We start from the raw sequence: 14,124 nt of genomic DNA, 5'->3' as shown, positions 1-14,124 counted from the left end.
GTGGCGACGGTGTCGTCGGTGGCGGTGGCCTCGTCCGTGGCGGTGGCCTCGTCCGTGGCGACGGTGTCGTCGGTGGTGGCCTCGTCGGTGGCGGCGGCGTCCACATTCGTGACATCGTCCGTGGTGGCGTCCCCGTTAGTGCTGGCGTCTCCGGTCACCGCGTCGCCTGACCACTGTGCTGGTCCTGCTGTGTCGACGGGGGTCTCCGTGTTCGCCGTGGGGTTGGCCGTGGCGGCCGGGGTCGTGGTGTCGGCTCCCGCAGCCTGTGGCTCGCCCTGGAACAGCGGTAGGTAGGGCTGGCCCGCCTTTGCAGCCTCTCCCGCCGCGACCGAGTTCGAAAAGCGTGACCACATCGCCTCAGGGCTGTTCGGGCCCCGTTTGTCCGCAAGGGTCTTTCCGCCCTTGATGGTCAGGCCCTGGGCCTTTAGATGTCCACCCCGGCCGACGTTGAGGATTCGGAAGAACTCGGCCTGGCTATCCCGGACGATCTTGGTGTTCTGCCCGATAAGCGTGATCGGTTCCTTGATGATCGGCAGGCCGTTGCCGTAGCCGTCGGACCGGGTCAGCGTGTAGGTGCAGTCCTTCGCCAGCTTGAGTACGCCACCCTGGTTGCTGTTGGCGTAGATGATCGCCTGGATCAGCTTGTCGGTCTTGCAGGGCACCTCCTTCCCGTGCTTCTTCCCGGCGTTCTCCTTGTTTTGCTTGCCGTCCCAGCTGCCCCTGTGGTTGGCTTCCCAGTCGCCCTCGCCGCCCGTGCCTCGGTCGTCGGCTGCCTGCTCGTTTGTGGTGATCTGAGCGGTGTTCCGGGCCAGGTCCCGGGCGCCGGCTCCGGCCCCGGTGAAACCAACTGCGGCGATGCTGACCACGCCGGTGAGGCCGGCGACGCCGCTGGCGAGCCAGAGTTTGCGTCGTCGTTTCGACGCGGCCTCCGGGCCGGCGGCGCTGTTTGGATCTTGGTAGTTGGACATTGGAGCTCTCTACCCTCTCCTCATACCAGACAGGGGCGCCTCGCTCGAGAGCGAGTGTCCCTACTACAAATCGGTTGTAGCTCCCAGAAACACCGTATGGGAATCATTCTCACCTCGAGGGCTTTTATGAAAGAAGCCCACATTCGGCTTGCAGGGGACAGATTGCGACGTCCACTTTCATTACGCGTAACTGCCCCTATGTGCCCTGGTAGGTGATCTAGAGGATGAGAGTGGGACTTACCGGTCGGATAGCGTGCTCCGGCACGTTCGGCCAGATGCGGGGCTCCTCCGGCCGCACCCGGCCGGAGGAGCCCGATCTATGTGGTGGTGCATTCAGGGGTGACTCATCCGAAGCAGCGTTTCGGAACGACCGGGCTGCCCATGCAGTTCGTCGGCCGGTTCTTCTTGACCGCGGACTTCTCGTCGATCTTGACTCCGTTGTTCGTCGTGAAGATGCCGCCCGGCGGTGTGGTGGCGAAGTTTTCGGTCACCGTGCTCTGGATCAGGGATACCTGGCCGTAGTCGTTGACCACGCCACCGCCCACCGCGAAGGGGCCGACCGCCCGGTTGCCGACGATTTCGCTCTTCCGCAGGGTCACGAAGGCATTTACGTTGAACAGCCCAGCGCCGCCCGCGCCTTCGGCGACGTTCTCCTTGAGTACGCTCTCCTCCACGACCGCGGTGGAGTTGTTGGCTACCGCGAGGCCTCCCCCAACGTCCGTGGCGACATTCCGTTCGATCTTCACGTGTTCCAGGTACAACCTGGACTTGTCGACGCCGAGCATGCCGCCGGCATCCCGCCCTGCGGTGTTGTCCGTGACCTCGCTACGGGTAACACTCGTGTTGCCGGAGCGGTCGAGGATGCCGCCGGCCAGCCCTCGGGTTTGGTTGTGGCTGATCGTGCTACTCCATACCCAGACGGTTCCTCCCTTGGCGCCGGGCTTGAACGAACCGTTGGCGAAGCCGCCGCCACCATGGCGAGCGTTGTTCTGTTCGATCTTCGAGCGTTCGATCCGTAGGATGCCGGTGCTGAAGACGCCGCCGCCGAACTCGGTGGCGCTGTTGCGTTCGACTGCGGAGTCCCGGATAGTGGTCGTGCCGTAGTTGGCGACGCCCCCGCCGTTGCGGCCGTGGTTCAGCACGATCGAGCTCTTCTCGATGTCGGCCTTGCCACCACGTTGGACCAGGATTCCCGCGCCGTCGCCGTCGCCATAGCGGCTGACCGCCGTACCGGTGGTTGTTGATCCAACTGCCGCCTGCTCGGTTGCCTGAGTAGCTTCCCGCGTCATCGAGAGGTCGAGCGATGGCAGCGCCTCGGGCGTTGAGTAAGCCCAGCGGGGCGTCGTCTGTCCGCCCTTGACGGTAATGCCCTTGAGGGTCAGGTGACCATCGCGCCCGACGTTGAAGATCCGGAAGTGCGCGGCGTTGGCGGCCCGAGCGATCGTGGTGTCGTAGCCGTCGAGAACGATCGGTTCCTTGATCACCGGCAGTCCGTTACCGTGCTCGCCTCGGGTCAGCTCGTAGGTGCAGCCCTTGGCGAGTGTCAGCACGCCGCCGCGGTTCTGGTTGGCGTGGACGATTGCTTGGATCAGCTTGTCGCTGTTGCACGGGACAGCTTTCGCGTGGTCCGCAGTGTTCCGGTGCTCCTCTCGGCCGCTGTCGCCGCCGCCCCACTGGCCTTGACCTTGGTCTTGGTTGTCGCCGCCGCCCCACTGGCCTTGACCTTGGCCTTGGCCTTGGCTGTCGCTGACCGCGCCGCCCTCGGCGGGGCTGGCCTCGGCGGGGCCGGCGTCGCTGACCTTCTGCTGGATGTTGGCCTGCGCCTCCGCCCGGCCGGCGTCTTCGGGCGTCTCGTTGTCTCGAGCGGCGACCCCACCAAGGGCGGCCAACCCGACGACACCGGTCAGGCCAACGACACCGGCGGCGACCCACAGTGTCCGCCGTCCCCGGTTCGGGGGGTCGGCGTTGTTCCCGCCGTAAGGAGTTGTTGTGTCAATGGACATCAGAGCATTCCGCCCTTTCGACTACCAGACGGTCCGCACCGAACGAAGGTGGCGCGAACTGCTACAAAACGGTTGCAGCCTCCGATGACCACCGTATGGGAAGATGTTTCATGGAGAGGATGTATCCGAAAAATCCCCGCATTCAGCTCATCTTGGGGCGGCTAGCGCAGCTGGCGCCGGGCGGCTCCAAAAGGAGGCCACCTAGACGAAAGGCCCCGCCGCTGGGCCGGGGACCGTACGGTCCCCGGCCCAGCGGCGGGGCCGAAGCGTGGTCGTCGAGGTTTAGCCCGGCAGACGGGGTCCCGCCTCCCGCTGTTCAGCCAGCCAGGTCTCCACGTCGCCAGCGGTCCGGGGGAGTCCGGCGGAGAGGTTCACCGTGCCGTTCGCCGTGACCAGGACATCGTCCTCGATCCGGACGCCGATGCCGCGCAGCTCCTCCGGCACCAACTCGTCCTCGGGCTGGAAGTACAGGCCCGGCTCCACGGTGAGCACATAGCCCTCGCCCAGGGTGCCGTCGCGGTACGCCGCACTGCGCGAGTTCGCGCAGTCGTGGACATCGATGCCGAGCATGTGCCCGAAGCCGTGCAGGGTCCACCGTCGGTATACCGCCGACCTCTCGTCCATCGCCTCGTCCACGCTGACCGGCAGTAGGCCCAGTTCAGCCAGACCTTCGGCGAGGACCCGCATACAGGTCAGGTGCACCTCCTTGAACGCCACGCCCGGCCGGATGAACTCGATGCCGGCCTGCTGCGCGGCGTACACGATGTCGTAGATCTGACGCTGTAGCGCGGTGAACCGGCCACTCACCGGGAGCACCCGGGTCACGTCGGCGGTGTAGAGGTGGTCGTTTTCCACGCCCATGTCCATCAGCAGCAGGTCACCCGGGCGGGTGGTGCCGTGGTTGTGCACCCAGTGCAGGATCGTGGCGTGCTCGCCAGCGCCGACAATCGAGCCGTAACCGATGTCGTTCCCGTCATGTCGGGCCCGCAGCGCGAAGATGCCCTCGAGTAGCCGCTCGGAAACCCCGCGGTCGGCCGGGAGTACCCGGGCCACATCCTCGAAGCCGTGCACCGTGGCATCCACCGCGTCCTGGAGCTGGGCGATCTCCCACTCGTCCTTGACCAGCCGTAGCTCGGAGATCGCGCTGGCCAGTTCCTGGTCGCGGGGCGGCTGTCCCCGCTCCCGCCGGCCGCCGTACGGGCGCAGGGCCGCGTCGACCCGGGCGTCGAAGCCGCGCAGCACTCGGGTCCGGGCCGGGGCGAGGTCGGCCAGGGCGGCGTCCAGGTCCGCGAGGTCGGCGGTGGGCAGGCCCAACTCACTCGACTTCTCCGCAAGGGTGGGCCGCCGGCCGAGCCACAGCTCGCCGTGCCGACTCCGGAAGAATTCGTCGGTCTGCCGGGACGCGTGGGGCCGCAGGTAGAGGAGGGGCTCATGTCCGGAGCCGGTCGGACGGAGTACGAGTACGCTGTCCGGTTCGTGGTCGCCGGTCAGGTATGCGAAGTCGCTGCCGGGACGGAACCGGTGGGCGGTGTCGTTGGCGCGTACCTGCTCGCCGCCGGTGGGGATCACCAGGGTCTCGCCCGGGAAGGCCGCGGAGAGGGCCGCCCGGCGCCTGGCGTAGTTGGGCGCCGCCGGGTGCGGGACGACCGGTAGCGCACTGTCCCGCCAGCCCTGCCGCATGAACGCCAGGAGCGCCGCCGGGAATTTCGGATCATGCGACTCCGTGCCCCCTGGATCGCGGTGAATGCGTTCCTCGGTCATCTCCGCTCCCTTCGCGTTGTCGCTGGTCCCGACGGTATCCGACGGGGCCGGGTCGGCGGCTGAAGCTGGTTGCGCGGACGGCCGCTACGGCCGCCACCAGGGCGTGAAAAGATGACAACTATGTGCGGACTCCTAGCCTTTTTCAGCGCGCGCGGAGACGCCGCGGCTCACCGCGACCACATCGCCAACGCGTTGGAGTGCCTGCACCATCGTGGCCCGGACGAGACCGGCGTGGAAGTGGTCGGCGACGCATCCGGCCAGTACGCGGATGGCGTCTTCGCCCACAAGCGGTTGGCGATTATCGATGTGGCGTCCAGTCAGGAGCCGCTGCCCTACGCGAACGGGCGCTACCTGCTGACCTTCAACGGCGAGATCTACAACTACATCGAGCTGCGGGAGGAGCTGGCCCGCGACTACGGGACGCAGTTCGCCACCTCCGGTGACGGGGAGGTGATCGTCGCCGGCTACCACCACTGGGGTGAGCAGGTGCTCACCCGGCTGCGGGGGATGTTCGCCTTCGTGATCTGGGACCGGCAGGAGCGGCGTGCCTTCGGTGCGCGCGACTACTTCGGGATCAAGCCGCTGCACTACCTGGAGACGGCCGACGGCCTCTACCTCGCCTCGGAGAAGAAGGCCCTGCTGCCGTTCGCGCCGGCCAACTACCAGGGTGACGCCGGCATCGACACGGCCAGCCTCAGCCACTATCTGACGTTGCAGTACGTGCCGGAGCCCGGCACCCTGCACCAGGGAATCCGCCGAATCGGCTCGGGGGAGTACCTGACCTGGTCGCCGGGCGGTCGAATCGATGCCCGTCGGTGGTATCAGCCGATGTTCCGGCCGGCTCCGGTGCCGGACGAGCAGAAGCTCTACCACGAGATCCGGGAGACGTTGCGGGACAGCGTCCGGATTCACATGCGGTCGGATGTCCCGGTCGGCTCGTTCCTCTCCAGCGGGATCGACTCGACCGCGGTGGTGGCGCTGGCCCGGGAGTTCAACCCGAATATTCTGACCTTCACGGTCGGCTACGACGTGCCCGGCTACTCGGAGATCGACGTGGCCCAGGAGTCGGCTCGGCACCTCGATGTCACCACCATTCCCACCAAGATCGGGCCGCAGGACATGATGGCGGCGCTGCCGAAGATCGTCTGGCACCTGGACGACCCGGTCGCCGACCCGGCGCTGGTGCCGCTCTACTTCGTGGCGCGCAAGGCCGCCGAACACGTCACGGTGGTGCTCTCCGGTGAGGGCGCCGACGAGTTCTTCGGCGGCTACACCATCTACCGGGAACCGCTCTCGCTGAGCTCGGTCAACGGCCTGCCCGACGGCGTGCAGAAGGGGCTGCGGGCGGTGTCGAAGGCGATCCCGCAGGGGGTCAAGGGCAAGAGCTTCCTGGAACGCGGCACCACCCCGATCGAGGAACGCTACTACGGCAACGCCCGGATGTTCACCGAGGAGGAGAAGCAGCACCTGCTACGCCGCTATGACCCCTCGGTGCGCTATACCGACATCACCGCCCCGATCTACGCCGAGTGCACCGAACTCGACGACGTCACCAAGATGCAGTACGTGGACCTCTACACCTGGCTGCGCGGCGACATCCTGGTCAAGGCCGACCGGATCTCGATGGCGAACTCGCTGGAGGTACGGGTGCCCTTCCTGGACCGGGCGGTCTTCGACGTGGCGTCGAAGATCCCGGTCGACCTGCGGCTGCCCCCGCGTTCCGACGCCACCAAGTACGCGATGCGCCAGGCGCTGCAGGGGGTGGTCCCGCCGGCCATCGTGAACCGCCGGAAGCTGGGCTTCCCGACCCCGACCCGGGTGTGGCTGCGGGGGGAGATGTACGAGTGGGCCCGGCACCTGCTGGCCACCTCCGGCGCCGGTGACCTGATCGACCTGCCGTACGCGCTGCGGCTGCTCGATGAGCACAAGCGGGAGGAGGCCGACAACTCCCGCAAGGTCTGGACGGTGCTGATCTTCTGCATCTGGCATGCGATCTTCGTCGCCAAGACGCTGGACCCGGGCATCCAGCGCAACCAGTCGGCCCTGCTGACGAAGCCGGTCGTCGGCAGTATGGTCCGTTGAGGGCTGCGGAGCCACGGGTCAACGCCCGGGTGTTACCGCGGCGCCGGCCGGCTTAGCGTGGGTTCGTCGGGGCGGCTCAACGAGCCGCCCCGACGACCTCCCGGGCCGAGCTGACCTCCCTCCGCGAGGCCACGACGGTCAGCGGACCGACCAGCCGGGACCGGTCTCAGTAGGACAGCCCTGGGCAGTACACCCCGCCCTCCGGTGTGGTGTAGCTACCCAGCGAGATCAACGTCTCCAGGCGGAGCAGTGCGATCCCGCGGGTGCGGGCGGCCCAGCTGAGCAGGTCTGGTGCCAGCCGCCCCGGGATGCGCAGCCGGGGGGCCGGGCCATCGGGATCCTGGCGGCGCATCAGCTCACCCGCCCCGGCGTACAGCGCCCACGCCGCCGCCTCTGACGTGGCCGTCAGGTGACCCAGGTCGGCCAGGCCGGTGGTGTAGCCGGCGAGCCCCCCGTTGGTCTTGTCCAGCACCACGTACGGCATTGACCACTCGAAGGCCCGCTTGGCGGCCATGTGGACTTCGCTGTCCCGGGAGTGACCGTTGATCTTGCGGTACAGGGATTGGCAGCCCGGAACATCCGCCTCGGTCATGGGACGCACCTCGAACCCCGCCAGGTTGCCGGGAGTCGGCGGGGCGTACCCCACCATCAGGGAGAGCTGTTCCTGCGGCACAAAGCCGAGCGATGAGTACAGCCGGTAGCCCAACGTGTTGTTGGTGACCTGGACGCCGCGCACGGAGTGCCAGCCAAGCCGGTCGCTGGCGGCGATCATGGACTCCATCAGTTTCCGGCCCACCCCGCCTCCCTGCGTGTCGGGGGCGACGCTCAACGGTCCGACAGCGGCCACCTCCTCACCCAGCACCAGGAAGTTGGAGCCCACCACCGCTCCGGTCGCATCGACCGCCACCTCACACACGCAGCTCGGGGAGGCGAGTCGCCCCTGGAGCATCTCCAGCACCGCCTGCTCGGAGGACCATTCGGGTGGTAGACCCAGCGCGGCGTTGGTGTCCTCGAATGCCTGGTAGCAGATCTGGGCCAACCGCGGCAGGTCGGCGGTGGTTGCCGGCCGGATGTGGAGGCGACCGCCGGCGGAGGGCGCCGCCGGGTGTGCGCCGGGCTGCGGGAAGTAGCCCACCCGGACGAAGAAGTCGACGTACTTCTCGAACAGGTCCTGGGTCATGGCCGGGCAGTCGATGCCGGTCCCGGTCAGCAGGGCGCGGGTCTCGGCGGTGTCGACCGTCAGGTAGTGATTACGTCCGCTGTAGATGGTGGACTCGAACCCGTCGACCATCGCCACCATGGAGTTCTCGGGGTTGGACCGCACCCGCCTGACCCAGGGGTCCCAGCCCAACTCGTCGAGGCGATAGCCGCGCGTCCGCAGTGCGTCCATCATCTCGGCGAACGGCAGATGCGTGTGGTTGGCGAGGTGGTGGTTGCGGTTGACGGCGGCCGGGTTCCGGGACAACCCCAGGATCGCCGAGCTGACGTAGTCGACGGGCACGAGGTGGAAGATTCCGGCCGGGTCGGCCGGAACCGCCTCCGCCTGCAGGATGCCCTTCATGCTCAGCCAGACGAAGTCGTGCGTCTGGCAGCGGCCCAGCTCCGAGTCGCCGGAGATCTCATCGACCCGGTAGATCGACACCGGCAATCCGCGTTCCCGGGCGACTTCGATGATCTGCTCCGCGACCAGCTTGGTCTGTCGGTACCCGGAGGAGAGGGCCGTGGCGGGCCCCGGCGGGTCGGACGGCCTCAGGGCGACCCCGGGTACGACCTCGGCGGAGAAGACCCCCGTGGACGACACGTGGTGGACCGGAACGCTGCGATGCCGGGCGGCCAGCCGCAGTATCTCCTCGGTGCCGGTCACGTTCGCGGCCTTCAGCGAGGAGTACGGGTAGAGACCGTTGACGGTGGCAGCCGCGTGGTAGACCGCGTCGACCCGGCGGGACAGCTCGTCGTACCGCTGCTCCGACAGGCCGAACCCAGGAGTGGCCAGGTCGCCGACCACCACGGACAACCGACTCGGATCGATCTCGTCCCAGAGTTGGTACCACTGGAGGTTGTCCCGCAGCCGGTCCAGCGCCGGCTTCTCGTCGGTGGACCGAACGAGGCAGTGCACCACGGCGTTCGTGCTCCGCATCAGGTCGCGGAGCAGGAACGCGCCGAGGAAGCCGGTCGCTCCGGTGAGGAGGACCTCGCGGGGCTCGGTGGCGGCGGTGAGGACCTCGTCCGCGCAGACGATGTCCGCGGCCAGGGCTACCTCGGCGGCGAAGTCCACCCGGTCCTCATCGGCGGCGGCCGGGCGGAGCACCCGGCTCAGCAGGTGATCGGCGAGGACTGCCACGGTGGGGTATTCGAAGACCAGCGAAGCAGGGAGGTTGACCCCACTGAGGTCCCGGATCTGGTTGCGCAGCTCCACCGCGGTGAGCGAGTCGAAGCCCAGATCCAGCAGGGACTCGTCCGGGTCGAGCTCGTCCGGGTCCGCGTGACCGAGTACGGCGGCGACCAGAGTCTTGACGGTCTGGACCAGGTCCAGGAACTGCTCCTCCTCGTCCAGCGCGCCGAGTCGGGCCGCGAGCATGGCGCCCGCCAACTGCGCGCCGTCGGCTGCCGGGGTGGCGCCCGCCGGGGGCGTGGTGCCGGAGGACTGCTGGGTAGCCGCCGCTGGGGGGCGGGACGAGCCGGCCCCACCAACCAGCTCGCGGCGGGCCGGGCCCGGGCTGGTGGGCGGCGACACGGCGGCCGGTGGGAGCCAGTAGCGCCGTCGTTGGAACGGGTAGGTGGGCAGGTCCACCTCGGGTCCGCCGGTTGGTGGGAAGAAACCCTCCCACTCCACCGGGAGACCGAGGGCGTGCAGGGCGCCCAGAGCTGCGACCTCGGCGCCCGACCGGCCGCGACGGCACAACGACACCGCGTGGTGCTCGTCCGCACCGAGGGTCTCCCGCACCAATGCGGTCAGTACCCCGTCCGGACCGAGTTCGACGAAGGTGTCGGTCCCCTGCCTACGGATCGCGTCCACCGCTGGTGCGAAGCGAACCGGCTGGCGGAGTTGCCCGACCCAGTAGTCCGGGGTGAGTAGCTCCGCACCTGCGGCCGCGCCGGTGGCGGTGGAGACGATGGGAATGCTCGGTCGCTGGTAGGTCAGCGACTCGGCGACGGCACGGAATTCGTCCAGGACGGGATCCATGTGAGCGGAGTGGAAGGCATGGCTCACCCGGAGGCGGGTGGCCCGACGCCCGTGCTCGGCCAGCCGGGCGGCGAGCGAGGCCACGGCCTCCTCGTCGCCCGAGACGACGACCGACCGGGGTGCGTTGATCGCGGCGATTCCGATCCGCGCCTGCTCCCCGGCGAGCAGGGGCAGCAGCTCCTCCTCGGTGGCTTTGACCGCGAGCATCGCCCCGCCCGGAGGCAGCGCCTGCATCAGGGTACCCCGGGCGTTGACCAGGCGGGTCGCGTCCGGCAGCGAGAGCACCCCGGCCACGTGTGCCGCGGTGAGCTCGCCGATGGAGTGTCCGGCGAGCACGCTCGGGTGCACCCCCCAGGAACGCAGCAGGGCGAACTGGGCGACCCCCAGCGCGAAGAGGGCCGGCTGGGCGAGACCGGTTTGGTGGATCGACTCGTCGTCCGTCGCCTCGGCGGGGGTCAGCAGGGCCGACCGTACCTCCGGTGCCAGATAGCGGCAGACCTCGTCCAGCGTGTCGGCGAAGACGTCGAAGCTGTCGTAGAGGTGCCGGCCCATGCCCTGGTACTGCGCGCCCTGGCCGGTGAAGAGCGCAGCCACGGCCCGACCGGGCACCGCGCGTGCCTTCGTCAGCGCGGCCGACGGCGTACCCGAGGCGAGGGCCTCCAGGCCCGCCAGGAGTTGCTTGGTCTCCGTACCCACCACGGTCGCCCGATGGTCCAGACCGGCGCGCGAGCGAGCCAGCGCGCGGCCCACGGCCGCCGGGCTGAGCTCTGGCGCGGAGCGCGTCATCGAGGCCAGCCGGGCCGCCTGCGTCCGCAGCGCCACCGGCGACTTGGCGGAGAGCAACCAGGGAACGACGGGGGGGCTCCGGTGCTCGGCGACGCTCGCCGACACCGGCGGCTCAACCGGGCTCTCCTCCACGATCACGTGCGCGTTGGTGCCGCTGATCCCGAAGGCGGAGACCCCCGCCCGCCGGGGCCGGCCCGTCACCTGCCAGGGCTGCGGCTCGGTCGCCAGGCGTACCTGGCCGGAGGTCCAGTCGACGTGCGGCGATGGTTGGTCGACGTGGAGCGTGGCCGGGAGGGTCCGGTGGCGCATCGCCTGCACGACCTTGATGAGACCGGCAGCACCGGCAGCGGCCTGGGTGTGGGTGATGTTGGACTTGATGGATCCGAGCCAGACCGGCTGCTCCGGCGCACGCCCTTGCCCGTAGGTGGCGAGAATCGCCTCGGCCTCGATGGGGTCACCGAGCGCGGTTCCCGTGCCGTGCGCCTCGACCAGGTCGATGTCGGCGGGGCCGAGCCGGGCGGCGGCGAGCGCCTGCCGGATCAACCGCTGCTGGGCCTGGCCGTTGGGGGCGGTGAGTCCGTTCGAGGTGCCGTCCTGGTTGACCGCGCTGCCCCGGATGACGGCGAGTACCTTCCGTCCCGCCCGGCGCGCGTCCGAGAGGCGTTCCAGCAGCACGACCCCCGCACCCTCGCCGAAGGCGGTGCCGTCCGAGGCCGCGGCGAACGCCTTGACCCGGCCATCCGCGGCCAGGCCGCGCTGCCGGCTGAACGTGATCAGATCGTCGGGGGTGGCCATCACCGTGACCCCACCGGCGAGGGCGAGGCGGGACTCCCCGGAGTGCAGCGACTGACAGGCCAGGTGCAGCGCCACCAACGACGCCGAGCAGGCGGTGTCCACCGTGATGGCCGGACCCTCCAACCCGAGGGTGTACGCGACGCGGCCGGACAGCACACTGCCCGAGGTGGCGAAGCCCAGGTAGCCCTCGTACTCCGAGGCTGCGGTGGCGAGGGAACTGTATGTCTGCCCCTTCGTGCCGATGAAGAGACCGGTCGGCGAACCGGTCACCCGGGTGGGATCAATTCCGGCCCGCTCGAACGCCTCCCAGGCGATTTCCAGGAGGATCCGCTGCTGTGGGTCCATCGCGGTGGCCTCCCGCGGGCTGATCCCGAAGAAGGCGGCGTCGAAGCCGGCGGGGTCGGCGAGAAACCCACCCCGGGTCACATAGCTGGTGCCGAGATGGTCCGGGTCCGGGTCGATGAGGGTGTCCAGCGGCCAGTTCCGGTCCTCCGGGAGCTCCGAGGTGGCGTCCCGTCCCTCGGCGATCAGCGTCCAGAGCTGGTCTGGATCCTCGACTTCGCCCGGGAAGCGGCAGGCCATCGCGACGATGGCGATCGGCTCGTCGGCGTTGGCCCAGCCGGCCCGCTCCGGAGTAGCGGTGGGGGTGGCCGGTGTGTGCGCTCCGCTCACCTCGGCGACCAGCCGGGCCGCCAGGGCGGCAGGCGTCGGATGGTCGAAGACGATGGTCGCCGGCAGCTGCAGTCCGACTCGCGCGCAGAGCCGCCGACCAACCCCGACGACGGCGAGGGAGCCGAGCCCGAGGTCAACGAAGGGCTGGTCGGGCCGGATCTGACCCGGGGTGTCCAGCCCCACGGTACGGGCCACCTCGGCGCGAACCAGCTCCAGGACGTGTCGGGTTCGCTCGCTCGGCGGCAGCTCCCGCAACTGTGCTGCCCACTCCGTACCGTCGATCGGCCCGGCCTCGTCGGGCTCGCCGTCCGGGTTGGCGACGGCCAGCAGTTGGGGGCTCGCCGCCGCCAGCAGGTGTCGGGTGACCTTGCCGGTACTGGTCCGTGGGACGCGTTCGATGGTGTAGAGCTTGTCCGGAACCTTGAAGAAGGAGAGCAGTCGCCGGCAGTGCGCGAGGATCGCCGCCGCGTCCACGCCCTCCGGGCCCGGCACCAGATAGGCCACCGGGACCTCACCGAGCACGTCGTGCGATTCGGCGCCCACCGCCACGTCGGCGACCCCGGCGGCGGTACGCAGCACCTCCTCGACCTCGACGGGGTGAATGTTCTCGCCCCCACGGATGATCAGCTCCTTGCGCCGGCCGGTCAGGGTCAGGTGTCCCAGGGCGTCCCGTCGCCCAAGGTCCCCGGTGCGGTACCAGCCGCCGCGCAGGACCGCGGCGGTGGCATCGGGCTGCCGGTGGTAGCCGAGCATGAGGTTCGGTCCGGCGACCCAGACCTCGCCCTCCCTTCCGGGCGGCACGTCCTGGCCGGTGTCCGGGTCGACCAGGCGGATGTCCACGCCGGGCAGCGGCGGCCCGACGGAACCGGGGATCCGCTCCCCGAACGGCCGGTTCGAGGTGATGGCGCCGGTCTCGGAGGACCCGTACTGGTCCACCAGGGGAACACCGAACGTCTCCTCGAAGCGCCTGCCCAGCGCGGCGCCGCTCGCCGATCCCGCCACGAAACCGAGTCGTAGTGCGGAGCGGCCGGTGCTGGCGTCGACGCCCTGGTCCAGTAGGTAGTGGTAGGTGGTCGGCACCCCGGCCAGGAAGGTGATGGCCTCCGCGCGCAGCAGGTCGCGGACCTCGGACGGTGCGAAGCCGCTCATCAGCCGCGCACTCGCGCCGACCGCGGTAACCCCCAGCACGCAGAGGTTCTGCCCGAGCCCGTGGAACAGCGGCATCGGCCACAACAGACGATCCTGCTCCGACAGCCCCAGCACCGGCGCATGGCCCGCCGCCACCAGCCACAGCGAACTGCGCAGCGAGTACAGCACCCCTTTGGGCTGGCCGGTGGTCCCGGACGTGTAGAGCATCCACGCCGGGTCGTCCAGTGGGGCCTCGTCCGGGACCGGTCCGCTCGGCTCGGTGCCCATCAGCTCTTCGTAACTCACCGCTGCTGCCGCGGCGAGCTCCGCCGCCGCGGCCTCGCCGGTGCAGATGATCCGTGCTGGTTGATCCGGGCGGTGCCGCCGGTCCACCTGGTCGAAGCGGGCCGGGTCGCACACGATGACCGTCGGTTCGGCGTCGTCGAGGAGATAGTCGATCTCCGCCGTGGATGCCTGTGGGTTGAGCGGTACCGCGATGCCGCCGGCCCGGATCACCGCGAGGCAGCTCTCCACCGCCTCGACGCTGTTACCCATCAGGATCACGGCTCGCCCACCGGTCGCCAACCCCAGGGCGGCCAGGTGTCCGGCCAGTCGAGCGGTTCGCCGATCGAGGTCGGCGTAGCTGACGCCACGCTTACCGTCGGCGAAGGCGATCTTGTCTCCGCGTTGGGCGGCGTGTCCGCCGAGTAGCTCGGACAGCGGTCGGATCAACTCGCTACGCATG

4 protein-coding genes and 1 pseudogene are annotated in these 14,124 nt (G+C 69.4%); 1 reads left to right on the top strand and 4 read right to left on the bottom strand.

Annotation, left to right across the window (positions count from 1 at the left end; genetic code table 11):
* The 3 genes and pseudogenes from T398_RS18290 to T398_RS18280 form a co-directional block, all read right to left on the bottom strand.
* A pseudogene (locus T398_RS18290) lies at positions 1 to 968 on the bottom strand (hypothetical protein); the annotation flags it as partial.
* A 344-nt stretch (positions 969 to 1,312) separates the two neighbouring features.
* Complete coding sequence (locus tag T398_RS18285) at positions 1,313 to 2,971, bottom strand: right-handed parallel beta-helix repeat-containing protein (protein ID WP_496448494.1); 1,659 nt, start codon at positions 2,969 to 2,971, stop codon at positions 1,313 to 1,315.
* 282 nt (positions 2,972 to 3,253) lie between these two features.
* The gene (locus T398_RS18280; RefSeq protein ID WP_496448492.1) at positions 3,254 to 4,732 is read right to left on the bottom strand and encodes an aminopeptidase P family protein; all 1,479 of its coding nucleotides are present in this window, start codon (positions 4,730 to 4,732) and stop codon (positions 3,254 to 3,256) included.
* A gap of 120 nt (positions 4,733 to 4,852) precedes the next feature.
* On the opposite strand from T398_RS18280, the gene asnB reads away from it, so the two are divergent.
* The gene (gene asnB, locus T398_RS18275; RefSeq protein WP_496448490.1) at positions 4,853 to 6,814 is read left to right on the top strand and encodes an asparagine synthase (glutamine-hydrolyzing); all 1,962 of its coding nucleotides are present in this window, start codon (positions 4,853 to 4,855) and stop codon (positions 6,812 to 6,814) included.
* Positions 6,815 to 6,980: 166 nt separating this feature from the next.
* On the opposite strand, the gene T398_RS18270 is transcribed toward asnB, so the two are convergent.
* On the bottom strand, positions 6,981 to 14,123 hold the full coding sequence (locus T398_RS18270; RefSeq protein ID WP_496448489.1) for a thioester reductase domain-containing protein: 7,143 nt from the start codon (positions 14,121 to 14,123) through the stop codon (positions 6,981 to 6,983).
* Between the last annotated feature and the right edge of the window lies 1 nt (position 14,124).

The sequence above is a fragment of the Salinispora goodfellowii genome (genome assembly GCF_059570675.1).
This window is presented reverse-complemented; position numbering and strand designations above follow the sequence as displayed.

What these genes read in the sequence shown, in the direction of transcription:
- T398_RS18285 (WP_496448494.1), bottom strand. Translation starts at nt 2,971, where the DNA reads ATGTCCATTGACACAACAACTCCTTACGGCGGGAACAACGCCGACCCC.
- T398_RS18270 (WP_496448489.1), bottom strand. Translation starts at nt 14,123, where the DNA reads ATGCGTAGCGAGTTGATCCGACCGCTGTCCGAGCTACTCGGCGGACAC.
- asnB (WP_496448490.1), top strand. Translation starts at nt 4,853, where the DNA reads ATGTGCGGACTCCTAGCCTTTTTCAGCGCGCGCGGAGACGCCGCGGCT.
- T398_RS18280 (WP_496448492.1), bottom strand. Translation starts at nt 4,732, where the DNA reads ATGACCGAGGAACGCATTCACCGCGATCCAGGGGGCACGGAGTCGCAT.